We start from the raw sequence: 19,437 nt of genomic DNA on the forward strand, positions 1-19,437 counted from the left end.
CACCGGCTTGTTCCAAGGCCTGTTCGACCAGCGATGGATCAAGCAACGAGTCCAATCCCTCGAGGGAATTGGGAGTCGAGACGAAGTTGTGGGTCAGTTCCAGTGCCCGAGCCAGACGCATAAAAAAATCCGATGCCTATTCAGGCATCGGATTTTGATTTCTTGCGGCCAAAGGTCAAGCAATGAGGCTTAACTGATCGGCATTAGCCTTCGGGCCGTTTTTTATGTCTGGCACAACCTCACCAACAACACAGAACCCTGTAGGAGTGAGCCTGCTCGCGATTGCGGTGGGTCAGGTAACATCTCTTTTGAACGTGAAATTGCTATCGCGAGCAGGCTCACTCCTATAGAGGTTCGAGTGATGATTTAGAGCCGATCCAACACCTCGCCGCTGCGCTTGAACCACCCGATCAGATAATCCGCCAGCACCTGCGTGCGCTTGGGCAAACCGCCCTGATACGGATGCACCAGATACATCGGCATGCTGCGGGTCTGATAATCGCGCAGGAGCCATCGCAATCGCCCGTCCGCCAACTCCGTTGGCAAACAGTAGGACGGCAGGCGTGCAATACCGGCGCCGACCAGCGCGGCTTTCTTCAACAGGTTGTAGTGGTTGCTGGCGAACGGCCCCGACACCCGCACCCGCAACAACTCATGTTGCTGGTGATACAGCCATTCTTCGCGGCCACTGTAATGACTGTTGAGCAGGCAGCGATGCTCGGCCAACGCCTGGGGAGTTTGCGGTTCACCGTATTGCTCCAGGTAAGCCGGGCTGGCACAGGTCAGTTCCTGCCACGCCAGTAGTGGACGCGCCACCAGTCGCTGGTCAATGGCCACGTCGGAACGAATCGCCAGATCGAAGCCGTCGCGAGACAGTTCACGGTAGCTGTTGTTGAGCTCCAACTCGATCTGCACCTGGGGATACTTGGCCGAGAACTCCAGCAGCAGGCCATCGAAGAAGGTTTCCCCTAGCGACACCGGCACCGTCATCCGCACCGGGCCGGCCATGTCGTCTTTCAGGCGCGCCAGGGCCTGGCGTGCCCGTTCGACTTGCACCACCAGCGCCTGGGCCTGCGGCAACAACGCAGCGCCAGCGGCGGTCAGGCTCAAGCGGCGGGTGGTACGTTGCAACAACACCACGGAAAACTGCGCTTCCAACTGGCTGATGCGCTTGGACAGCTGGCCTTTGCTGCAACCAAGCTGCTGCGCCGCCAGGGTAAAACTCCCCGCTTCGATCAACACCGCGAACGCGGCCAGATCATCCATCTCGCTCATGGATTGTTTCCATTTGAAAACCAAAGGTTGCCTATTAGTGCGCTTATCTAGAGAAAAAACCACCCTAAACTGATACCTCGTTCAACCCACACGAGGACAAGCTCCCATGAAAATTCTTTTGATCGGCGCAGGCGGCACCATCGGTTCGGCCGTCGACAAGGAACTGTCGCAACGCCACGAAATCATCCGCATCGGTCGCACCAGCGGCGACTTTCAGGTGGACATCAGTGACAGCGCCTCGATTCGCAAACTGTTCGAGCAGACCGGCAAATTCGATGCACTGGTGTGTGCCGCCGGCAACGTGACCTTTGCACCGCTCAACGAGATGACCGAAGAGAGCTTTGCCCTGGGCCTGAAAGACAAGCTCATGGGCCAGGTCAATTTGCTGCTGATTGGCCGCGAGTTCGCCAACGACGGCGCTTCGTTCACCTTCACCACCGGCGTACTCAGCCACGATCCGATATACAGCGGTGCCTCGGCAGCACTGGTCAACGGTGCACTGGACAGCTTCGTCCGGGCCGCCGCCATCGAACTGCCGCGCGGCCTGCGAGTGAATTCGATCAGCCCGAATGTCCTGGTCGAAGCCATGGGTAAATACGCGCCGTACTTCCGTGGCTTCAAGCCGGTTCCTGCGGCGGATGTGGCATTGGCCTACGCCAAAAGCGTGGAAGGCCTGCAAACAGGTCAGACCTTTCACATCTGAAAGTGAAAAATCGCAACCTGCGTCAGCGCCAATACAAAGTGGAGACGATAACGGGTTGTGATGAACGGTCAGGCTGAGTAACGTGGCGGCACCTGTCAGGAGACCCCAAGATGCGTGTTGCCCGTTCCCTAGTCCTCGTTGCCCTGCTTCCGCTGTTCGCCGCTTGCCAGTTGTTCGACGGTGAACGGCAGAGCGCCTCCCATGTCGGCCAGACACGCATGCAAGGCGAGTTGACTGCGGCGGATGGCAAACTGCTGTTCCAGCCGTGCAACCAGACAAACCGCTACGTGGTTAACGACACGGGCGGCACCAGCGTCCTGCAACAGGCCGCAAACCTGGCGGACAAGCAAGGCAAGCTGTTTGCCGACGTGCGCGGGCGGGTTGTGGCTGGCAGCGGTGGTGACGGCCAGCTCGATCTGGAGCAGCTGTACCGCGTCGAGCGCTCGGGCACTGCGTGCGATGATCCGAATTTCAAACTGCTGATCCTGCGCGCCGCCGGCCACACACCGGAGTGGAGCGTGAAAGTCAGCGGCAAAGGCATGGTCCTCGACCGGGCCGGCCAGCCGCCGTTGGCCGTGCCTTACGTCGAGGAGCAACTGGGCGATGGCCGTTTCAACCTCAGCACCGAAGCCAACAACCAGCACATCGAACTGTGGGTTGCACCGCAACGTTGCGTCGACAGCAGCACCGGCAGCATCCAGCACATGAGTGCCGAACTGCGCATCGACGGCCAGGTACAGCGCGGCTGTGGGTATTTCGGCGGATCGCGCGACGACTGATCGTTTAAGCCTCACGGGGCTGCGCCTTTGAGGCTTATAATCGCGGGCTTCAAACGCCCTGGCGCAGTTGTGCGCCCCGCGAACCGGATCCCGCCATGTTACGAATCACCGAACTCAAGTTGCCAATCGACCATCCCGAAGAAGACCTGCGCCCTGCCATCGTGCAGCGCTTAGGGCTTGCCAGCGATGACCTGCTCGATTTCACCTTGTTCAAGCGCAGCTACGATGCGCGCAAAAAGTCCTCCGAACTGTGCTTCATCTACACCATCGACCTTGAAGTTCGCGATGAGGCGGCGGTGCTGCACAAGTTCGCCGATGACCGTAACGTCAGCGTGGCGCCAGATGTCAGCTACAAAGAGGTTGGCCAGGCGCCGGTCGATTTGAGTGCGCGGCCGATCGTCGTCGGCTTCGGTCCGTGCGGGATTTTCGCCGGGCTGCTGCTGGCGCAAATGGGCTTCAAGCCGATCATCCTCGAACGCGGCACCGAAGTACGCCAGCGCACCAAGGACACTTGGGGCCTGTGGCGCAAAAGCGTGCTCAACCCGGAATCCAACGTGCAGTTCGGCGAGGGCGGCGCGGGGACATTCTCCGACGGCAAGCTCTACAGCCAGATCAAGGACCCGAAATTCCTCGGTCGTAAAGTCCTGCACGAATTCGTCAAGGCCGGTGCCCCGGAAGAAATCCTCTACGTCAGCAAGCCGCACATCGGTACGTTCCGTCTGACCGGCGTTGTGGAAAACATGCGTGAGCAGATTCGCGCCCTGGGCGGTGAAGTGCGCTTCCAGCAGCGTGTCACCGACGTGCTGATCGAAGACGGTCAACTGGTCGGCGTCGAGCTCAATGGCGGTGAGCAGATCCACTCCAGACACGTGATCCTGGCCCTCGGCCACAGCGCCCGCGACACCTTCCGCATGCTCCACGGCCGTGGCGTGTTCATGGAAGCCAAGCCGTTCTCGGTGGGTTTCCGCATCGAACACCCGCAGTCGCTGATCGACCGTGCGCGCCTGGGCAAGTACGCCGGCCACCCGAAACTGGGCGCCGCCGACTACAAACTGGTGCACCACGCCAAGAACGGCCGTTCGGTCTACAGCTTCTGCATGTGCCCGGGCGGCACCGTGGTGGCGGCGACGTCCGAGCCGAACCGCGTGGTCACCAACGGCATGAGCCAGTACTCGCGTAACGAGCGCAATGCCAACTCCGGTATCGTCGTCGGCATCACCCCGGAAGTCGATTATCCGGGCGGCCCGCTGGCAGGTATCGAGTTGCAGGAACGCCTGGAGTCCCACGCCTTCGTGCTGGGCGGCAGCAACTACGAAGCCCCGGCGCAGTTGGTCGGCGATTTTATCGCGGGCAAACCGTCCACCGAACTGGGCAGCGTCGAGCCGTCCTACAAGCCGGGCGTAGCCCTGGGTGATCTGGCGCTGGCGCTGCCGGCGTTCGCCATCGAAGCAATTCGCGAAGCCTTGCCGGCATTCGAGAAGCAAATTCGTGGTTACTCGCTGCACGACGCCGTGTTGACCGGGATCGAGACCCGCACCTCGTCGCCGCTGCGCATTACCCGTAACGAGTCGCTGCAGAGCCTGAACGTGAAGGGCCTGTTCCCGGCCGGTGAAGGTGCCGGATATGCGGGTGGGATTCTGTCGGCGGGTGTTGACGGGATTCGGATTGCAGAAGCTGTGGCTCGGGATATCCTTGGCCTGGAAGCCTGATACGCGATACCGGAAACAATGCAAGAACCTGTGGGAGCGAGCTTGCTCGCGATAGCGGTAGATCAATCAACATAAGTGTTGAATGTGACGCCGCCATCGCGAGCAAGCTCGCTCCCACATTGGTATTCAGCGCCTTAGATATTGGCGCGCAGCACGCTCGCCGGCAACGGCTCACCCCGCTCCACCGTCGCCGCCACCGCAGCCATCAACCCGCTCAACTCATACCCCTGAGTCTTGAGCCAGTCCTGATCGTAATAGGTCGTAGCATAGCGCTCGCCGCTGTCACACAGAATCGCCACCATCGACCCCGTCTCCCCCGCCGCCTTCATGTGCTGGGCAGCCATCAGTGCGCCAATCAGGTTGGTACCGCTCGACCCGCCCACATGCCGTCCCAGACGCTCCGCCAGATAGTGCATGGCCGCCAGTGACAAGGCATCCGGCACCTTGACCATCGCGTCGATCACCTTGGGCAGAAACGACGCTTCCACGCGCGGCCGGCCGATGCCTTCGATACGCGAGCCGTGGTCCAGTCGCAGGCTGGCATCGCCGGTTTGGTAGTAATCGAAGAACACCGAACGCTCGGCATCGGCACACAGCACGCGGGTGCCATGCTGGCGATAACGCACGTATCGGCCCAGGGTGGCCGTGGTGCCGCCGGTACCGGGGCTGGAAATCAGCCAGCTCGGTTCGGGATGCTGCTCGAAACGCATCTGCTGAAAGATCGACTCGGCAATGTTGTTGTTCGCTCGCCAGTCGGTGGCGCGCTCGGCGTAGGTGAACTGGTCGATGAAGTGTCCATCGTGTTCACGAGCCAGGCGCTCGGACTCGGCGTAGATCTGGGTCGGATCGTCCACCAGGTGGCTTCGGCCACCGTAGAAGGCGATCTGCGCAATCTTCTCCTTGGACGTGGTCGCCGGCATCACCGCAATGAACGGCAAGCCCAGCATGCGAGCGAAGTACGCTTCGGAAATCGCCGTGGAACCGCTGGAAGCTTCAATGACCGGCGCACCGGGTTTGAGCCAGCCATTACACAGCGCATACAGGAACAGCGAACGGGCCAAGCGATGCTTGAGGCTACCCGTGGGGTGGCTGGATTCATCCTTGAAGTACAACTCGATGCCCGGAAAACCCGGCAGCGGCAAGGGGATCAAGTGGGTGTCGGCGCTGCGCTGGAAATCGGCTTCGATGATCCGGATCGCTTCGCGGGACCACTGTCGGTTGTCGCTCATGATGGTTTTCTCGTTGTATCGGGCAGGAGTCGGCCTTTTAACAAGGCTCATCCGACAAGCTTAGGAAAAAACCTGCGTCCAGCACAGGTACAGATGAAATCCAATACGCCCGGCAACTGCTAGGCTCTGGTCGGTGCTGAGGGATCAGTCTGTAACGACATATAACAAAAAAGAATATAACTTTTGTTTTAACAACTAACAGTACTTGTTAGGGTGTAACACCTTTTGAACTCACAGATGGAGAGCGACCTTGCCTCTGCGTAGCACTTTCACGCGTTTCTTTCAGTTGGAAGCTGCCAGCGGTCTGTTACTGATCGCCGCTGCCGTTCTGGCTCTGATTATCAACAACTCGCCGCTATCGTGGCTGTACAACGGCCTGCTGGACACCCCCGTGGTGGCCCAGATCGGCGCGCTGAAAATCGCCAAACCGGCGTTGCTATGGATCAACGACGGCCTGATGGCACTGTTTTTCCTGCTGATCGGTCTGGAAGTGAAGCGCGAAGTCCTCGACGGCCAGTTGTCCAATCCGTCGCAAATCGTCCTGCCCGGTGCCGCCGCCATTGGTGGCATGGTGGTGCCGGCGCTGATCTACTGGTACCTCAATCGCGACACGCCAGCCGCCCTGAACGGCTGGGCAATTCCGACCGCCACCGACATCGCCTTCGCCCTTGGCGTGCTGGCGCTGCTGGGCAAGCGGGTTCCGGTGTCGCTGAAACTGTTCCTGATGACCCTGGCTATCATCGACGACCTCGGCGCGATCATCATCATTGCGATCTTCTATTCCGGCGCGCTGTCGACCCTGTCCCTGGCGCTGGCCGCGACCTGCATTGCGGCGCTGATCGGGATGAACCGGCTCGGCGTGGTCAAGCTCGGACCGTACATGATCATTGGCTTGATCCTCTGGGTCTGCGTGCTCAAGAGCGGTGTCCACGCCACCCTGGCCGGCGTGACCCTGGCTTTCTGCATTCCGCTGCGCACGAAAAATGCCGAGCCTTCGCCATTGCTGGCCCTGGAACACGCCCTGCATCCGTGGGTGGCCTATGGCATCCTGCCGCTGTTCGCTTTTGCCAATGCCGGCCTGTCCCTGAGCGGTGTCACCGTCGAAAGCTTCACTCACCACGTTCCCATGGGCATCGCCATCGGGCTGCTGCTGGGCAAGACCGTCGGCGTCTTCGGCCTGACCTGGCTGGCCGTGAAAACCGGTATCGCCACCCTGCCCCAAGGCGCCAATTGGGGCCAGATACTGGGCGTGGCAATTCTCTGCGGCATTGGTTTCACGATGAGTCTGTTTGTCGGCTCGCTGGCCTTCGAGCCGGGCGTGAGTGATTTCGCCGGGATGGACCGCATGGGGATCTTGACCGGTTCGATTCTGGCGGCGCTGATCGGTTATGTAGTGACGGCGATGGCGAGCCGCAAGAACACCACACTGGCCTCCTGATAAACCGCGATAACGCCTGGCGCCAATCAAGACTCGCCTGAGCTGAACAACAAAAAACCCGATCAGTCGCCTGATCGGGTTTTTTGTTTATCCGGTGTTTGCGCTTAGTGCGAAACGCGGCTGGTGCCATTCACACTTGCGATGCGCACACGCTCGCCAACACGGAACACTTCGTTCGGCTGAACTTCCTGAACGTAGGCGCGCATGCTGCCATCGTCTTCGCGCACGGTGATTTCCACGCCCTGGGTGCGGGTCAGGCCTTCTTCAGCGGCCGAACCGAGCAGACCGCCGGCCACAGCACCGATGACGGCAGCAACGACGCTGCCTTTGCCGCCACCAATGGAGCTGCCGCCAACGCCGCCGACCACTGCGCCTGCAGCGCCGCCGATCGGGGTTTTGGTGCCTTCGATTTTCACCGGACGCAATGCTTCGATGGTGCCCATGCGAACGGTCTGCACACGACGCGCCTCGTCACGGGAATAGGAGTCACCGGTCAGGCTCGATTGGCAACCAGTGAGCAACATCGCCATCGTGGAAAAGGAAGCAACCAGCAGAACAGACTTACGCATAGCATCAACTCCAAAGAAACAGTTGTTCATTAAACTCCGCAGCTTGACGCCTGTCACGGCATCGCCCGGGTAAAATTGGTTTGATTCAGGCTCCGTTAAGGCGCCTCCACGAACTCACACAGTAGCGGCAAATTCGCAAAGCTGCCCCACTGGCCAAGGATTTCAATGGACTACTTTATCATCGTCGTCACGACTGTTGCCGGTTTGTACTTCCATTGGTGGCTGTACGTGCGGATCAAACGCTGGATGGACCGCGACCTGGCGCTAGCGCTGGCGGGCAAGGACGAGCAGAAAAAAGCCTTCATGCTCGAACGATTGGCGAGTGCTCAGGCGCAGAAGATCAAGCGTCGAGACCTGCCGAAGTGGCTGGAGGCCGCTGCGGCAGGCTATCCCGATCGGTAGACTGCTCAGGGTGCCAGACGTTCAAGCATCCAGTCGGCGCCCTGCTGGCGGTAATTGAGGCGGTCGTGCAGGCGGCTTGGGCGACCCTGCCAGAATTCGATGCGCTCCGGCAGCAGGCGATAACCGCCCCAGTGTTCCGGGCAATGCGGCTGGGTGTCGCTGAAACGTTGCTCGGTGTCCTTGAGCAGCGCTTCGAGTTCGCCACGATCGGCGATCACCCGGCTCTGCGGCGATGCCCAGGCCCCCAGGCGACTGCCCAGCGGACGGACCTGATAATAAGCGTCGGACTCTTCAGGCGTCACCTTCACCACCCGCCCTTCGATGCGCACCTGGCGCTCCAGCGCCGGCCAGAAAAACGTCATGGCCGCGAACGGATTCGCAGTCAGTTGCTGGCCCTTGGCGCTTTCGTAGTTGGTAAAAAAGGTGAAACCCTGCTCGTCCAGGCCCTTGAGCAACAGAATGCGACAGTGCGGTCGACCGTCCTGGTCGACGGTGGCCAGGGTCATGGCGTTGGCTTCCACCGGCGCCTGTTCGGTTTTCACCGCGTCGGCGAACCACTGGTGGAACAGCGCAAACGGCTCGGCCGGCGCTTGTGCCTCGGTCAGGCCATCACGGGTGTAGTCACGACGCATATCAGCCAGGCCCTGGGTCATGGCGCATTCCTTTTGGTTAACGAATCACTGCTTTGCAGTATCAGTGGCGGCGACTTTCTTGTCAGCCGTGGAGGCTTTGGCTGGCGTGGTTTTCTTCGCTGGCGTTGCAGTTTTCGCAGGTGCTTTCTTGGCCGGCGCTTTTTTCGCGGGGGCTTTTTTCGTCGCTGGAACCGCAGCCTTTTTAGTCGCAGGGGCCGGTGTCACAGGCTTGGCGACCGGCTTGGCGTCCGCGGCAGCAACCATGGTCACAGGTGCCGGAGCCGGCATATTGTACTTGCTCAGCAGCGCGACCATGGTGTTTTGCGGGGTCACCAGCAGTTCCACGCGGCGGTTCAACGCACGGCCTTGCACGCTGTCATTGGCGGCACGCGGCGCATCACCGCCCAGGCCACGCAGCATCAAGCGATCACGCTGCAAACCACTGAGACGGAAAATCGCCGCAACGGCCTGGGCACGCTCCTGGCTCAGCTTGACGTTGGCAGGCGCAGCGCCGGACGTATCGCTGTGGCCAAGGATCAACACAGCGGTCTTTGGATCGGCTTCAAGGATCTTGGCAACGCGGGTGAACGGACCGAGCGTGACCGGCAGCAGCATGGCCGGACGATCCGGGTTGAACGAGCCTTCGACCGGCGCCGTCACCACCAGCACGTTTTCGCGACGCTCGAGCTGCATGTTGCTGCCCTTGACCGCCTCGCGCAGACGCGGTTCGTAGTCGTCAAGCCAGGCTTGGGTGACTTTCGGGTCTGGCATCGGCACAGCCTTGGCGGTGCTCTGCTCACGACCGCCGAACGGCCACCACCACTTGTTGCCGCTATCGGTTTCGGCCTTGGCCACCGCAACGGGTTTGACTACGGGTTTCACCTCCGGCTTGGCCACGGGCTTGCCGGCGCTGTCGTCGGAACCGAACGGCCAGTACCAGTGGCTGGCGCTTTCAGTCTTGGCGACAGGTGCCGTCACGTCTTTCTGTGGAGTCTGTGCGCAACCGGTAATAGCGAAGCACAGGGCCAAAGCGAGGGTTTTATTGGATGACATTGGATATCCACAAAAATGAAGTCAAAAAATCAGGCCACATTGGCCGGTAGAAGCAGACAGTTTGAAACTGGAATGGCTATCGGGTTCCAGCCCTGGCACCCGATAGTCGTTTTTACAGACAAGTGGCCAGAACCCGCACCAGCTTTTGCGCGCGCGGGTCCATCAAGACGTACGGCCCCAGGGTATTTGTCACAAATCCAAAAGCCACATCGTGCTCCGGGTCGGCAAAACCGATGGAACCGCCGGCACCCGGATGACCAAACGCCCGCGGACCAAGGCCGAAGGTAGCATTGGCAACGTCCGGTTGATCGAGCATGCAGCCCAGGCCGAAACGGGTCCGGGTCAGTAAAGTCTTGTCCTCGCCGAGGCTGTGCTCGCGGGTCAATTCATCGAGCATTTCGCTTTCCAGCAGGCTGCCGTCCAGCAGGCCGGCGTAGAAGCCGGCCAGGCTGCGGGCGTTGCCATGACCATTGGCGGCTGGCTGTTGCATGCGTCGCCACTCGGGTTTGTTGGTGCTGGTCATGATCGACGGTGGGTTAGTGAACGCCCGGGTCGTCATGGCCGTTGGCTCACGCATGGTCACTTGCAGCAGGCGCTGAGCGGCGGCATCGCCGACATTGCCCTTGCCCCGCGCAATGTGGGCCACGCGATAGAACTCTTCGTCGGCCAGGCCGACATGGAAGTCCAGGCCCAGCGGCTTGGCGACCCGCGCAACGATGGATTCACCCGGCCCGCGACCGTCGGCACGGCGCAGCAATTCGCCGATCAGCCAGCCATAGGTGATCGCCGCATAACCGTGGCCTTCGCCCGGCGTCCACCATGGCGCTTCGGCGGCCAGGGCGTCGACCATGGTTTGCCAGTCGTAAAGGGCTTCGGGGGCCAGCAACTCGCGCAATGCCGGAAGCCCGGCCTGATGGCAGAGCAGTTGACGCAGGGTGACGGACTCTTTGCCGGCAGCGGCAAATTCGGGCCAGTAGCGCGCAACCGGGGCATCCAGTTGCAGCTTGCCTTCGGCCACCAGTTGCAGCGCGGTGACGGCGGCAAAGGTCTTGGTGCAGGAGAACAGGTTGGCGATGGTGTCGCTGTGCCAGGCCTCGGCCCCGTCCTTGTCCGCAGTGCCGGCCCACAGATCGACGACGGTTTCGCCGCCGACCTGGATGCATAACGCTGCGCCACGCTCCTGGGGATCGTCGAACAGCGCCGCGAACGCCTCTCGCACCGCTTCGAACTTAAGCTCGTAATGACCCTGAATCTGCACCCGCAACTCCCCGGATTAACGCTCTACAAAGTGGTCGGCATTGTTCCAGCCCTTGAGGGTTTTGGGAACAGGGTTGGGCCGGATGGTTGTCTTGCCACCAAGCTTTTGTGGCGAGGGATTAATGGCCTTTGCCAGAATGCCCGCCAGCGCCCTTCCCCGGCCCCTTGCCGGCTTCGGCCTTGCGGCCGCCCTCGGCGTCGTGGCTGGCTTTGTCGGCGGCGGCCGCAGCCTTCTCGGCCTCTTTGCCCAATTGCTCGACTGTCGCCAGGTTGCTCTTGCGCACGCTGTCGACAAATCCCTGGAACGGCAGATCAGTGATGCCCACCAACCCGAAGTGGCCGTTTTCACCGTCAAGCAGGCGCCCGGTGACCGGTTGATCGAGATACTGGAACCAATGCACGCCGACAATCGACGGCTCGCTCAATGCCTGCTTGAGGAAGTTGGCGTACGCCGGACCGCGGTCTTCCTCCTTGGCCAATGGCGTGACGCCCCCCCAGAACGGGCCACGATCAGACGAACCGAAATTGAACTCGGTGATCAGCACCGGTTTGTCGAGACTGCGCAGCTTGGTGAAGTCGTAACCATCCTGGGGTTGCAGGGTGTACATGTTGAAGCTCAACACATCGCAATACTGGGCGCAGGACTCCACCGCTTCCGGCGTGCTGATCGCGAAACGGCCACCGAGCAGCAACTGGTTCGGCGCGTGCCACTTGAGTGAGTCGGAGATGGTCTTGAAGTAAGTGTCGGCAAAGACCTTCTGGAAGTATTTGAAGTCGGCTTCGATTTCCGGGTGCTCGGCGCTCGGGAGCGGTGGCTCGAACCCTGGATCTTCCATCAGCTCCCAGGCTGGCAGATCAATGCCCCAGGCCTTCGACAGGCCGGCCTGATTGCGGTACTTGTCACGCAGTTGCTTGAGAAATGCGCGCTTGGCCGGCACGTCAGTGGTCATTTTCAAGGTGCCGTAGGCCAGCGCATAACGGGCTTTCGGGTCGTCGCCGGGACCGGCCCAGGCCAGTTCGTTGTCTGCGTAGTAACCGATCAGCCACGGATCGTCACGATGGTCGCGGGCAGCAATCGCCACTGCACGCTCGGTGGCCATGGCGAAACGCGGGTCGAACGGGTCGGGCATGCCGCCCCACCAGTCGGTGCCGGTGCTGATGCTGGCGTAGTCACCGACGATCGACAGCGGCAAGGTGTAGGGCAAGCGATCAGCGTCGCCCAGTACGGGTGCGCTCCAGTTGCCGATAGTGTTGAAACCCCAGGCCTGCAAGCGATCAAGGGTGTGACTGGCCCAGCGCTGTTCGTCGAACAGCGCCTTGCACAGTTCGGCAGGTTTTTGCTCAGCGGCTTGCGCTACCGTCGCTTCAATCGCATCCGCCTTGGTATCGCCACCCTTCACGCACGGATCGCCATACAAACGCTGCAGGTTGGCACCGTAGAAGTCGTACCAGCGCCCGGCATTGTAGCCACGCCCTTGATCGGCACCGTTGCCGCCACGGTTGTCACCTTCGCCGTAGTGGCTGGCGAGTGCGTCATCTGCTTTGGGCAGGGATTCGAACATCCACTCGCGACCGGCAACGTAGGTCGGGTTGACGTCTGCAGCGACGGTGTTAACCCCGAGCGAATAAAACGGATGGCCTTGCGGCGTCACCAGATACCAGCGTCCGTCACGTTTCTCGGTGCGGAAAAAGCCACTGGCCTTGAATGACGGGCCTTTGGTCAAACCACCGAACTTGTCCAGGGAGGACTTTTCGCGCTCGACCAGCCAGGTTTTCAGTTGCTGCTGCTCCTTGCTCGCGGCACTTTTCAGTTGTTCGTCGCTGCTGATTTTTTCCGGCCATTTGGCCCGGCTCGACTGGCCGTAAGCATCCACCAACCCGCCATACACGGCCTGGGTGACCGACTCGCCGTCCTGCACACCAAAGCGTTCCAGCAAGATGCTTTGCGCGGCTTTGGGCTGGTCCATCGACAAGCTCACCGACACCACCTGGCTGCGATCCAGTTCGCCGGCGCTACTGGCCAACAACACACGCTGGCCCTCGACGGTCATCGGCATCGGTGGACCAGCCTTCATGCCCTGGCTCAGCGGTGATGTCGCTTGCAAAGGCACCAACAGGGTTTGCGCAGGCCCCGCCGGCAAATCAACGCGGCTGACCAGTGTCTTGCCATCGTTGCTCTGGATAGTCACATACAGGGTCAAGGCCCAGTTCATCGCGCTCTGGATCCGCAGGCTCATGACGCCCGACTGCGACCAGTCCCAGGCGCCTGTTTGCGGGGTCAGGCGCAAAGTCGGCCGGGCGACCGGGTTGAACGTCACCCGGCGCAGCACTTCGCCCTCGGGGGTTTGCTCGGCGTTGGATTGCGGCAGGCTGGCGTCCTGAGTCACCACCTGGACCACGTCAGCGGGGCGCACAAAGTTGAACAGCGTCTGCTGGCTGGCGGGGGCGGCCAATAGCGGTGTTGCGAACATCAGGGCAAAAACAGCAGGCAACGAACGGCAAATCATGAGAACGAAATTCTCCCTAACGACCTTCAATGGGCCAGTGGAAAAGCGATGGCAGAGAGATAGACAACGCGGCGGGCAAAACTGCCCACCGGTGCTTCAGGAAATTTCTCGACGGAACGGCGGCAACGCATTGAGGATGGCTTTGCCATAGCGCTGAGTCACCAGGCGCCGGTCGAGCAAGGTGATGGTGCCGCGGTCTTCTTCGGTGCGCAGCAAGCGGCCGCAGGCCTGGACCAGCTTCAGCGAGGCGTCCGGCACGGAGATTTCCATGAACGGATTGCCGCCACGGGCTTCGATCCACTCGGCCAGTGCGGCCTCGACCGGATCATCGGGTACCGAAAACGGAATCTTCGCGATCACTACGTGCTCGCAATAGGCACCGGGCAAGTCGACCCCTTCGGCGAAGCTCGCCAGGCCGAACAACACGCTGGAATCCCCGCCATCGACCCGCGCCTTGTGCTTGTTCAGGGTTTCCTGTTTCGACAGGTTGCCCTGGATGAACACTTGCTTGCGCCAGTCGCGGTCCAGGCCGTCGAACACGTCCTGCATCTGTTTACGCGAGGAAAACAGCACCAGCGTGCCCCGCGAGCCTTCGACCAACTCCGGCAGATCACGAATGATCGCGGCGGTATGCGCAGCTGCATCACGGGGATCGGCGTTCAGGTTCGGCACCCGCAGCACACCGGCGTCCGCATGATGGAACGGGCTTGGCACTACTGCCGTCACGGCCTTTTTCGGCAGACCGGCGCGCATGCGGAAGCGGTCGAAAGTGCCGAGGGCCGTCAAGGTCGCTGACGTCACCAGGCAGCCATACGCCACGTTCCACAGGTTGCGGCGAAGCATTTCCGCCGCGAGGATGGGGCTTGCATTGACCTCGATATCGAACAGCGAACCGCTTTCGGCCAGGGTCAGCCAGCGCGCCATCGGCGGGTTGTCTTCCGGGTCTTCGACGGTGAAGGCGGTCCACAGCTCCCAGTTGCCGGAAGAACGCGACAACAGACTGCCGAACAGCGGATACCACTCTTCGGCCTGGTTGCTGGCGATGCCGATGTTGACCTCGCCGTCCATGCCTTCCTTGAGCAACTCGGTCAGGCGGGTGAACAAATCGGTCAGGCGGGCGAAGCCTTTCTTCAGTTCGATGCCCATTTCACGCATGTGCTCGGGAATCACCCCGCCGACGAAACGGTGACGCGGGCGCTCGCGGCCTTCGACGTCTTCGCCGGGTTTGAAATCGGCAATCTGCTCGCAGGCGGTGAACATGAACTGCTGCTGGGTCTTGATCTCCCGCGCCAGCTCCGGCACCTGTTCGATCAACTTGCCCAGGTCCCCCGGCAGCGGGTGCTGGGCCAGAAGCTTGGTGAGGTTCTTGGCGGTGGTTTCCAGCCAGTCGGCAGTGGAGCGCAGGCGCGTGTAATGGGCGAAGTGGCCGATGGCCTTGTCCGGCAGGTGATGGCCTTCGTCGAACACGTAGATGGTGTCGCGCGGGTCCGGCAGCACGGCGCCGCCGCCCAGGGCCAGGTCGGCCAGCACCATGTCGTGGTTGGTGACGATCACGTCGACCTTGCCCATGCCTTCGCGGGCCTTGTAGAAGGCGCACTGGCCGAAGTTCGGGCAATGACGGTTGGTGCACTGGCTGTGGTCGGTGGTCAGGCGCGCCCAGTCGGCGTCTTCCAGGGCGGTAGACCAACTGTCGCGGTCGCCGTCCCACTTATTGCCGGCGAGCTTCTCGATCATGCTGGTGAACAGCTTCTGACTGGCCTCATCGACCTCGATCTTGAAACCTTCTTCTTCGAACAACTGCGCCGTGGCGGTTTGCGCGTGACCTTCCTGGAGCAACATGTCGAGCTTGGAAAGGCACATGTAGCGCCCGCGTCCCTTGGCCAGTGCAAAGCTGAAATTCAGCCCGCTGTTGCGCATCAGGTCAGGCAAGTCCTTGTAGACGATCTGCTCCTGCAGGGCCACGGTGGCCGTGGCGATCACCAGGCGTTTGCCCGCGGCCTTCGCCGTGGGAATCGCTGCCAGACTGTAGGCCACGGTCTTGCCGGTACCGGTGCCGGCCTCCACCGCGACAATCGCGGGGTCGCCACTGCGCCGGCCTTCGTCGTCGGTGTCGATATCACCCAGGACCTTGGCGACTTCGGCGATCATCAGGCGTTGGCCGTAGCGCGGCTTGAGGCTCTTGGCTTCGAGAAAACGCGAGTAGGCGCCCTGGATCGTGGTTTTGAGTTCAGTGCTGATCATGGATTGTCGGGCGCAAAAAACGCTGGATAAATTTTCAGTAGTTTGAGAGGGCGTTCTCAGTTAGTTTCCACGCCGAAAACTAACTGAGAACGCCCCCTGAATCGGCCGCTATCATACCCCGCTAATGAATCCCGCGCAGAACGGAGTAACCCAATGACACCTTTTAGCCTCATTTATAGCCTGCATGTACTGGCGGCCCTGGTCTGGGTCGGCGGCATGTTTTTCGCCTGGATGGTCCTGCGCCCCGCCGCGATCAAGGCACTTGAAGGCCCTGCCCGGCTGAAGCTGTGGGTAGAGGTGTTTCAAGGTTTTTTCCGCTGGGTCTGGGTGGCGGTGGTGCTGTTGCCAGTCAGCGGCGTGGGCATGCTGCATATGCATTTCAATGGTTTTGAAGCCGCGCCGCGTTATGTGCAGGTGATGATGGGCCTGTATGTGGTGATGACCGCGCTGTTTATCCGCATTCAGGCGCTGATGCTGCCGGAACTGCGCACCGCCGTGGCAGAACAGGATTGGCCAGCCGGTGCAGCGATACTGGGGCGGATTCGTCGGTTGGTGGGGATCAATCTGTTGGTGGGGTTGGCTTTGGTGGCGATTGCTGCGGCTCGGCCGATGTTTTGAATCTGCCGAGCTTTTGTGGCGAGGGGGCTTGTCGGAACGCCGCATCGCCCCGTTGGGTTGCGAAGCGGCCCCAATTCCGGCAATCGCAATACTGCTGAAGGTTAGCGGTGTCTGGTTTTACGACTGCTTCGCAGCCGAACGGGGGCGAGCCCCCTCGCCACAGGGCTCTCGGTGTTGCTTACAACCGCTGCACGGTCACCAAACCCGCCGCGCCTTCCGGCCCAGGCTGACCATCAACCCCGGGTTTACCGCTCTTGCCGCCATCGGCCTTGTAGATCAGGCAGCCCTTGGCCTTGCCACCCGCACCCGGTTTGCCGCCAGGGCCGGCCAGGCCACCGGCACCGCCGGCTACCTGAACCTTGATCCGGTCTGCCGGGAAGTCGTGCGGTACTGCCAGCTTGACCAGCGCCCCCGGTGCTCCCGGCTGGCCATTGCTACCATCACTGCCATCGGCACCGCGCCCCGCCTGACCCCAGGTGCAGCCCGGTTCCTGGCCGTTGCCCCCATCAAGTCCAACGAACCCCGGTGCGCCCGCACCACCGCGAGCATCAACGATCAATTGCGCTGCGTTCAGTGCCTTGATCTGCAAATCAAGGTTGCGCCCGGATCGAGCGGCCTTCTGGTAAGTCCCGGGGGCGCCACGGGAGGTGATCTGGCTGCCTTCGGACAAATCAGCGCGACGGACCTTCAGGGCCAGCGCCTGTTCTCCCGGCACGATGGCAATGCGCGCTTCACGCCCCAGATGCAATTCACCCACGGTGACTTCCGTGACGTTTGAAGGAATCAGCAAGGTGCCGTAATCGGCCACTTCCAGGCGTTCCAGTTGCAGGGCGCTGGCGGTGTTGGGCAAGCGCATCAGCGAGTTGGTTTCGACACTCACCACCTGAGCGCTGGCCAATGGGCTGATGAGTGCGGCGAGCAGACAGAGTTTACGCATGGGAAGCCTTCGAAGCGGTGGGGGCTGGAATGGTTTGCAGATGGAATACGCCAAAAATGACGATCTTCAGGCGGTCAAGCCAGGGATGTGCGCGACCTCGAAGGCTGCGATAGCACAGCAACGCTTCCAGAAGATGGATGACTCCCAACAGGCCACCGGCCAGGTTGACCAACGGGTGCAGCGGAAAGACAAACGGTGTAAGCAGATTGACCAGCACTACCGCCCAGAACAGCAAGGTCAGTAACCGCCCCAGTCCCCATATGACTTTCATACGCGCCCCCGATGAGAATTATTGTTTGCGCGCACAGTAACGGCTTCCACGCGGGATAAGCCAGAGGGCAACGGAAAAATCTTCATGAAGGCCGCCAAACGGCCGTCGCAGCGATCACACCCGTCGCCCGACGGCTCTATCTCTTGGCTCAGCGGTTTATATGCAGCTCCACGCGACGGTTTTTCGCACGGCCCTCTTCTGTTTCGTTGTCAGCAATCGGTTGGCTCTTGCCCTTGCCTTCGCTGGTGACTTTGTTCGGCGCCACACCCTGGCTCAACAGGTATTCCGCCACGCTGCTGGCACGCCGCTCCGACAAGGTCTGGTTATAGGCATCCGAACCGACGCTGTCGGTATGGCCGACCACCTTGATGCTGACCACATCGGCATCCTCGAACTTGCTCATCAACGCGTCCAGTTGACTCTTCGCCGTCGGGGTCAGGTCGGATTGATTGAAGACAAACAGTACATCGCTCAGCGTAATGACTTCGGATTGCGCAGGCTCGGCCTGGACGCTGTCCGGGTACTGCGGCGCCGGGCAACCGCGATGGTCGACCGGGGTATTGGCAGGAGTATCAGCGCAACGGTCGCGCCGGTCGAAAACGCCGTCACCGTCTTCGTCGCCATCCTGGGCATAGCAGATCAAGCCGCCGGACAAGACACCCAGTGCAGCCCCACCCGCGGCCCAGGCACCACTCTCGATTGCGCCCAGACCACCACCGACCAGGCCGCCGATGAGGCTGCAAATTGGCCAGGTGCGTTGATTTAGGGGGGCAGTGCCATCACTGTGGGTCGCGCAGCCGGTCAAGAGGCTGCCAAGTAGCAGAACCGGCAAGACGGTCCTTGTGAGAACGATCATATTGAAAGCTCCTGTGTACCGGCCCATACCGGTTACACAGGAGTAAAGACCCGCATCCGCGACTGCACAAGGCGCGGATGCGAGGGGGGCTTAACGCTGGATTTTGATTTCGGTGCGACGGTTCTGAGCACGACCGTCAGCGGTTTTGTTGTCAGCAACCGGTTGGCTTTCACCGGCACCGACAACCGACACGAAGTTGCTGCGAGGTACGCCTTGCTCGATGAGGTATTCAACCACCGAGTGGGCGCGTTTATCCGACAGTTTCTGGTTGTAGGTGTCACTGCCCACGCTGTCGGTATGGCCGGTCACGGTCAGTTGAGCGGTAGGGGCTTCGGCTTTCAAGCGAGTGGCAATCTTGTCGAGTACCTGTTTGTCGGACGAGGTAAGCGTGGCTTTATCAAACTGGAAGTGGACATCGCGAATGACGATGGTTTCTTCCTTGACCACAACCGCCTCTTCGACCACAGGTGCTGGAGGAGGGCAACCGTTGGCATCGACCTGAACGCCTTTTGGCGTGCCTGGGCACTTGTCGCGACTATCCGGCACGCCATCGCCGTCTTCGTCGCCATCACCGTGTACCCAGCAATAAGCCGCTGCCGTACCGCCGACGAGCAGAGCACCATACCCTGCCCATGCCGAGCTTTCGGTCGCACCGAGGCCCGCCCCCACGACACCACCAACCGCCGCACAGGTCGGCCAGTCGGTTTTCTGCAAACCTGCGCAACCAGTCAAGACACTGGTTAACAGAACCAAGGGTAATGCTGTCCGAACTATGCTCATCTAGTTTTCTCCTGTTGGATCGGCTTAGAACCGATTCAGGTAGTAAAGACCCGAGTTTTAAACTCCGCCAGCAATAGGCCATGCTGTTTATTCGCGTATTAACGGCAGGTTGGCGCTTTTGTCGTCAGGGCGCTCTAGGCCCGAACGTTAGGGCAGGCTAGTCTTGGCAGATCTGATTGAG

Annotated in this window: 18 protein-coding genes; 6 read left to right on the forward strand and 12 right to left on the reverse strand. The window is 61.0% G+C overall.

Annotated features, from left to right (window positions below):
- Positions 1-366: 366 nt before the first annotated feature.
- Positions 367-1,275, reverse strand: coding sequence for a LysR family transcriptional regulator (locus tag KGA96_RS04735; RefSeq protein ID WP_046041267.1), 909 nt, complete (start codon positions 1,273-1,275; stop codon positions 367-369).
- Positions 1,276-1,381: 106 nt separating this feature from the next.
- On the opposite strand from KGA96_RS04735, the gene KGA96_RS04740 reads away from it, so the two are divergent.
- The 3 genes from KGA96_RS04740 to KGA96_RS04750 all read left to right on the forward strand — a co-directional run bounded on the left by KGA96_RS04740 (position 1,382) and on the right by KGA96_RS04750 (position 4,466).
- Positions 1,382-1,978 carry a short chain dehydrogenase gene (locus KGA96_RS04740; protein ID WP_046041265.1) on the forward strand — a complete coding sequence of 199 codons (597 nt, stop codon included), beginning with the start codon at positions 1,382-1,384 and terminating at the stop codon, positions 1,976-1,978.
- A 110-nt stretch (positions 1,979-2,088) separates the two neighbouring features.
- A complete protein-coding gene (locus KGA96_RS04745) occupies positions 2,089-2,757 on the forward strand; it encodes a COG3650 family protein (protein ID WP_046041264.1) in 669 nt (222 codons plus the stop codon).
- Positions 2,758-2,852: 95 nt separating this feature from the next.
- Positions 2,853-4,466: an NAD(P)/FAD-dependent oxidoreductase gene (locus tag KGA96_RS04750; protein ID WP_046041263.1), complete on the forward strand. Its 1,614-nt coding sequence runs from the start codon at positions 2,853-2,855 to the stop codon at positions 4,464-4,466.
- A 134-nt stretch (positions 4,467-4,600) separates the two neighbouring features.
- On the opposite strand, the gene KGA96_RS04755 is transcribed toward KGA96_RS04750, so the two are convergent.
- Positions 4,601-5,698: a PLP-dependent cysteine synthase family protein gene (locus KGA96_RS04755; protein ID WP_223512024.1), complete on the reverse strand. Its 1,098-nt coding sequence runs from the start codon at positions 5,696-5,698 to the stop codon at positions 4,601-4,603.
- A gap of 247 nt (positions 5,699-5,945) precedes the next feature.
- Here KGA96_RS04755 and nhaA point away from each other — a divergent pair, with 247 nt between their 5' ends.
- Positions 5,946-7,133 (forward strand): Na+/H+ antiporter NhaA, encoded by a 1,188-nt coding sequence (gene nhaA / locus KGA96_RS04760; protein WP_046041260.1) that lies wholly within the window; start codon positions 5,946-5,948, stop codon positions 7,131-7,133.
- 104 nt (positions 7,134-7,237) lie between these two features.
- Here nhaA and KGA96_RS04765 read toward each other — a convergent pair whose 3' ends face one another.
- Complete coding sequence (locus tag KGA96_RS04765) at positions 7,238-7,702, reverse strand: glycine zipper 2TM domain-containing protein (RefSeq protein WP_007992400.1); 465 nt, start codon at positions 7,700-7,702, stop codon at positions 7,238-7,240.
- 165 nt (positions 7,703-7,867) lie between these two features.
- On the opposite strand from KGA96_RS04765, the gene KGA96_RS04770 reads away from it, so the two are divergent.
- Positions 7,868-8,104, forward strand: coding sequence for a hypothetical protein (locus tag KGA96_RS04770; protein ID WP_046041257.1), 237 nt, complete (start codon positions 7,868-7,870; stop codon positions 8,102-8,104).
- A 5-nt stretch (positions 8,105-8,109) separates the two neighbouring features.
- Here the strand turns inward: KGA96_RS04770 and pdxH are convergent, their stop codons facing one another.
- From pdxH to dinG, 5 genes are all read right to left on the reverse strand, one after another.
- Positions 8,110-8,757, reverse strand: a complete 648-nt coding sequence (gene pdxH / locus KGA96_RS04775) for a pyridoxamine 5'-phosphate oxidase (protein ID WP_046041256.1) — start codon at positions 8,755-8,757, stop codon at positions 8,110-8,112.
- Positions 8,758-8,781: 24 nt separating this feature from the next.
- Positions 8,782-9,789, reverse strand: coding sequence for an OmpA family protein (locus KGA96_RS04780; protein ID WP_046041255.1), 1,008 nt, complete (start codon positions 9,787-9,789; stop codon positions 8,782-8,784).
- Between the two features lie 112 nt (positions 9,790-9,901).
- Positions 9,902-11,047, reverse strand: coding sequence for an EstA family serine hydrolase (locus KGA96_RS04785; RefSeq protein ID WP_046041254.1), 1,146 nt, complete (start codon positions 11,045-11,047; stop codon positions 9,902-9,904).
- Positions 11,048-11,165: 118 nt separating this feature from the next.
- Positions 11,166-13,553, reverse strand: a complete 2,388-nt coding sequence (locus KGA96_RS04790) for a beta-galactosidase (protein WP_046041252.1) — start codon at positions 13,551-13,553, stop codon at positions 11,166-11,168.
- 96 nt (positions 13,554-13,649) lie between these two features.
- A complete protein-coding gene (dinG, locus tag KGA96_RS04795) occupies positions 13,650-15,794 on the reverse strand; it encodes an ATP-dependent DNA helicase DinG (protein WP_007992389.1) in 2,145 nt (714 codons plus the stop codon).
- Between the two features lie 153 nt (positions 15,795-15,947).
- Here dinG and KGA96_RS04800 point away from each other — a divergent pair, with 153 nt between their 5' ends.
- On the forward strand, positions 15,948-16,412 hold the full coding sequence (locus KGA96_RS04800; RefSeq protein ID WP_223465593.1) for a CopD family protein: 465 nt from the start codon (positions 15,948-15,950) through the stop codon (positions 16,410-16,412).
- Positions 16,413-16,590: 178 nt separating this feature from the next.
- Here KGA96_RS04800 and KGA96_RS04805 read toward each other — a convergent pair whose 3' ends face one another.
- The 4 genes from KGA96_RS04805 to KGA96_RS04820 all read right to left on the reverse strand — a co-directional run bounded on the left by KGA96_RS04805 (position 16,591) and on the right by KGA96_RS04820 (position 19,256).
- Entirely contained in the window at positions 16,591-17,349 is a 759-nt protein-coding gene (locus tag KGA96_RS04805; protein ID WP_046041247.1) for a hypothetical protein, read from the reverse strand.
- A complete protein-coding gene (locus tag KGA96_RS04810; RefSeq protein ID WP_080925321.1) occupies positions 17,342-17,620 on the reverse strand; it encodes a DUF1145 domain-containing protein in 279 nt (92 codons plus the stop codon). Before KGA96_RS04810 ends, KGA96_RS04805 begins: the two co-directional genes overlap by 8 nt.
- Positions 17,621-17,768: 148 nt before the next feature.
- Positions 17,769-18,476 carry an OmpA family protein gene (locus KGA96_RS04815; RefSeq protein ID WP_223511884.1) on the reverse strand — a complete coding sequence of 236 codons (708 nt, stop codon included), beginning with the start codon at positions 18,474-18,476 and terminating at the stop codon, positions 17,769-17,771.
- Positions 18,477-18,566: 90 nt separating this feature from the next.
- Complete coding sequence (locus KGA96_RS04820) at positions 18,567-19,256, reverse strand: OmpA family protein (protein WP_046041243.1); 690 nt, start codon at positions 19,254-19,256, stop codon at positions 18,567-18,569.
- Positions 19,257-19,437: the final 181 nt, after the last annotated feature.

It is taken from the genome of Pseudomonas sp. GL-R-26, from assembly GCF_019947365.1.
Classification (GTDB): Bacteria; Pseudomonadota; Gammaproteobacteria; order Pseudomonadales; family Pseudomonadaceae; genus Aquipseudomonas.

What these genes read in the sequence shown, in the direction of transcription:
- KGA96_RS04765 (WP_007992400.1), bottom strand. Translation starts at nt 7,702, where the DNA reads ATGCGTAAGTCTGTTCTGCTGGTTGCTTCCTTTTCCACGATGGCGATG.
- KGA96_RS04780 (WP_046041255.1), bottom strand. Translation starts at nt 9,789, where the DNA reads ATGTCATCCAATAAAACCCTCGCTTTGGCCCTGTGCTTCGCTATTACC.
- KGA96_RS04750 (WP_046041263.1), top strand. Translation starts at nt 2,853, where the DNA reads ATGTTACGAATCACCGAACTCAAGTTGCCAATCGACCATCCCGAAGAA.
- KGA96_RS04770 (WP_046041257.1), top strand. Translation starts at nt 7,868, where the DNA reads ATGGACTACTTTATCATCGTCGTCACGACTGTTGCCGGTTTGTACTTC.
- KGA96_RS04735 (WP_046041267.1), bottom strand. Translation starts at nt 1,275, where the DNA reads ATGAGCGAGATGGATGATCTGGCCGCGTTCGCGGTGTTGATCGAAGCG.
- KGA96_RS04745 (WP_046041264.1), top strand. Translation starts at nt 2,089, where the DNA reads ATGCGTGTTGCCCGTTCCCTAGTCCTCGTTGCCCTGCTTCCGCTGTTC.
- KGA96_RS04805 (WP_046041247.1), bottom strand. Translation starts at nt 17,349, where the DNA reads ATGCGTAAACTCTGTCTGCTCGCCGCACTCATCAGCCCATTGGCCAGC.
- KGA96_RS04800 (WP_223465593.1), top strand. Translation starts at nt 15,948, where the DNA reads ATGACACCTTTTAGCCTCATTTATAGCCTGCATGTACTGGCGGCCCTG.
- KGA96_RS04815 (WP_223511884.1), bottom strand. Translation starts at nt 18,476, where the DNA reads ATGATCGTTCTCACAAGGACCGTCTTGCCGGTTCTGCTACTTGGCAGC.
- dinG (WP_007992389.1), bottom strand. Translation starts at nt 15,794, where the DNA reads ATGATCAGCACTGAACTCAAAACCACGATCCAGGGCGCCTACTCGCGT.
- KGA96_RS04810 (WP_080925321.1), bottom strand. Translation starts at nt 17,620, where the DNA reads ATGAAAGTCATATGGGGACTGGGGCGGTTACTGACCTTGCTGTTCTGG.
- KGA96_RS04820 (WP_046041243.1), bottom strand. Translation starts at nt 19,256, where the DNA reads ATGAGCATAGTTCGGACAGCATTACCCTTGGTTCTGTTAACCAGTGTC.
- pdxH (WP_046041256.1), bottom strand. Translation starts at nt 8,757, where the DNA reads ATGACCCAGGGCCTGGCTGATATGCGTCGTGACTACACCCGTGATGGC.
- KGA96_RS04790 (WP_046041252.1), bottom strand. Translation starts at nt 13,553, where the DNA reads ATGATTTGCCGTTCGTTGCCTGCTGTTTTTGCCCTGATGTTCGCAACA.
- KGA96_RS04740 (WP_046041265.1), top strand. Translation starts at nt 1,382, where the DNA reads ATGAAAATTCTTTTGATCGGCGCAGGCGGCACCATCGGTTCGGCCGTC.